Annotated in this window: 4 protein-coding genes; 3 read left to right on the top strand and 1 reads right to left on the bottom strand. The window is 39.2% G+C overall.

Annotated features, from left to right (window positions below):
* Positions 1-95, top strand: a 95-nt coding sequence (locus ABMY35_RS20765; protein WP_349287976.1) for an IS3 family transposase, incomplete at its 5' end; no start/stop codon positions are given.
* A 315-nt stretch (positions 96-410) separates the two neighbouring features.
* Here the strand turns inward: ABMY35_RS20765 and ABMY35_RS20760 are convergent.
* Positions 411-1,361 (bottom strand): IS110 family transposase, encoded by a 951-nt coding sequence (locus tag ABMY35_RS20760; protein ID WP_349287975.1) that lies wholly within the window; start codon positions 1,359-1,361, stop codon positions 411-413.
* 332 nt (positions 1,362-1,693) lie between these two features.
* Between ABMY35_RS20760 and ABMY35_RS20755 the strand changes: the two genes are divergently transcribed.
* Both ABMY35_RS20755 and ABMY35_RS20750 read left to right on the top strand, forming a co-directional pair.
* Complete coding sequence (locus ABMY35_RS20755; RefSeq protein WP_349287974.1) at positions 1,694-2,203, top strand: hypothetical protein; 510 nt, start codon at positions 1,694-1,696, stop codon at positions 2,201-2,203.
* Positions 2,204-2,314: 111 nt separating this feature from the next.
* The gene (locus ABMY35_RS20750; protein WP_349287973.1) at positions 2,315-2,581 is read left to right on the top strand and encodes a hypothetical protein; all 267 of its coding nucleotides are present in this window, start codon (positions 2,315-2,317) and stop codon (positions 2,579-2,581) included.
* The last annotated feature ends 234 nt before the right edge of the window (positions 2,582-2,815 follow it).

The following is a 2,815-nucleotide window of genomic DNA, read 5'->3' as shown; positions in this document are numbered from 1 at the left end:
TATTTGAGTACATTGAAGTGTTTTATAATCGCGTACGACTGCATTCAGCATTAGGGTATTTAAGTCCAATGGAATATGAGAGCAGGTATGCATAATTAGGGTGTCTACTTTTAGTGGGTAACACCAGCGTCACTTTAAATCGCTGTCTTTAAAACGGTTTTTTGCTCCAAGTCTTTTCTTCAAATCAGCATTTAGGTACAGTGGCGTAATTAAGTTTTGAGTTGGTCTTGGCTTTTCGTTTTTCAATTTAAGCTGTGACCAGAAAGGTCATTCATCAGTCGAACGCTTCTTTGCAATTTCGGGTTTGGTGAGTGTTTTTAATTTTTAGTTTGGCTTATTGGTGCAGGCGCAAGCGCTTCAAAAGCGGTGCGTCAACGCATAACAAGAGACTATGGCGTCAATAGTTAAATTTAAACTTTTGGCGCTTCCCACATTACCCCATCTCTAAGCATTGAATTTAAGATCACAATCATCTTTCTAACACAGGCAATGATAGCTACTTTTTTTGGTTTTCCTGCAGCCACCAACTTTTGATATTGGCTTTTAAAAACCGAGTTAGATTGTATTGCTGACATCATGGCCATGTATAAAACGGTCCTCACTTGATGACGCCCACCTTGTATTTTTCGCAGGCCTTTGAAGCGGCCACTCTCTCGGTTTATTGGAGCAACACCTACCAATGCGGAAGCCTGTTTATTGGTCATATATCCCAGTTCAGGTAAGTTACTAATGATGGATGCTGCCGCGATTTTACCAATGCCTTTCATACTTTGAAGTAGATGATTTTTAGCTTGATATTCAGGGCATGACTCGATTAATTTGAAGATTTTATTTTCTATTTTATTTATCTGATTTTTAAATGCAGTGAGGATAGGCTTTATTGTCATAGCGAGTTCTTTTGGCAATATTTGAAGACGGTTTTTCTCCATTGTTTGCATGACGAGTAACTGGTTTCTACGTGCTACTAAATCGCTCATAAGCTGCATGGTTTCTGGCTTTAGCTGAGAGAGCGACGGTTTGATGGCTTCGCCGTAATAGGCAATTAATTTTGCATCTAACTTATCCGTTTTAGCGCGTTGCCCAATAGCGCCAGCAAAGCGCTTTACATGAACTGGGTTAGCAATGACAAAAGGTAAACCTGCTTTAGCGCATGCCATAATGAATGGCATTTCAAGGCGGCCTGTTGCTTCAATAATAATGCGCTCAGGCTGGTGCTTTTTAATCTTGCTAATGGCTTTGTTAATGCCTTTTTCATCGTTAGAAACAGTGAAGTAAATATCTAAAGGTCGAATATAAATATCGAGTTGAAATTTACCGGTATCGACACCGATGTTAATGCTTTGATTTGTTTTGGTATTCATATAAGCTGACTCTTGCTTGCATAATGCGGGCTCGAGGCCCAGTAGACTATTCGAGTGTGGTGCTTGGAGTCTTTTACAGCGTTCTTTCTTGTTATCGGTCTCTCGACAGAGGAGCCATTATTAAATCGAACTACTGTAAAAGAAGGCTTTAGTTGCAGCTAAAGCCTGGGTCTCACCTTACCCTAAATCGGTATAAAAAAAATAATTAAGATGGGTGTATTATCCATACAAGCAATTAAACAGGGATAAAAAACTTGCGGGCTATTCGCTTCGCTCAATTTTAGCCCACAATTTTTTACCCGTTAATCGGGCGTTAAAAGTCAGGAGGACATTTGGTACAAAGTGCAAAAAGTTTGGCTGAGCACATTGTTAAGTCAAACACAGCTATGGAAGTTTTATTCCGAAATCAGCATCATGAATCAGCTCTAATATTATTGTTTTCATGGGTTGATAGATTGGCATGGTTATCTATCGAAAATGAACATTCTTCTGGTCAAGATTTCAAACGTTGGCTTAATACTTATCTTTTTGTTGAAGGTCAAACATTACCATGTAATGCAAATGATCTTTGGGCATCACGCTGTGCTTTGTTACATACTGGAACAGCAGAAGCAAGAGATGTAAAAAGTGGTAAAGCTCGTTCTGTTTTCTATTATGGTGGACAAATTGAAGTAACAGCAAAAAATTCTAACGAACAAGTATATGTTAATGTTGGGCATTTGCATGTTGGGTTAATTGAGGCATCTAAACAGTTTCTAATCCATCTAGAGAAAAATACTGATGAACTAGCAATCGCCAATAGAAAGCTCGGTAAAATATTGAGCCGAACTACTGACTTTTAACAAATGCCTAAACCAAAGGACGCAAAACAGCAGGCTTGCGCTCCTTCGTCGCTAATTTTAGCCTGCTATTTTTCGCCGGTTAGGCAAGCGTTATACGCACTGGGAAGTTGAGTGACAAAGAACGACTACGAAATTATTGAGCAACTAGAAGTTGACGGTATCGGCATTGCTAGAGCTGGTTTAAAGGTAAGCCACGATCGCTTTGGATGTGGCGAGATTGAAGAGATTTATTGCTATAAATCGGGTGAATATTCAATCAGGGTCAATTTTGAATCACATGGTTCAAAAGCACTGGTGCCAGAATACGCAAACTTAAAACTATTTACTCAGCCTCAAAAACAATCAATTCTAGGCAAGCTAAAAAAGCTTTTTAGCTAATGTGCGTATAACAAGTTAATTAAACTGTGGACGCAAAACAGTAGGCTTGCGCTCCTTCGTCGCTAATATTAGCCTGCTATTTTGCGCCGGTTAAGCGAGGCGTTATATTTAGGACTTACCCAAAAAAAGTAGACACCATCTATAGTTAGATAGAGGTGATTTATGAGTCAAAAAAAGCAAAAGCAATCCTACACTGAAGAGTTCCGAAGAGAAGCTGTACGTAGAGCAGATCAA

The organism is Pseudoalteromonas sp. BZB3 (assembly GCF_040104455.1).
Classification (GTDB): Bacteria; Pseudomonadota; Gammaproteobacteria; order Enterobacterales; family Alteromonadaceae; genus Pseudoalteromonas.
Note: the sequence above shows the minus strand (reverse complement) of the source record. Positions and strands in the feature narration are given on the sequence as shown.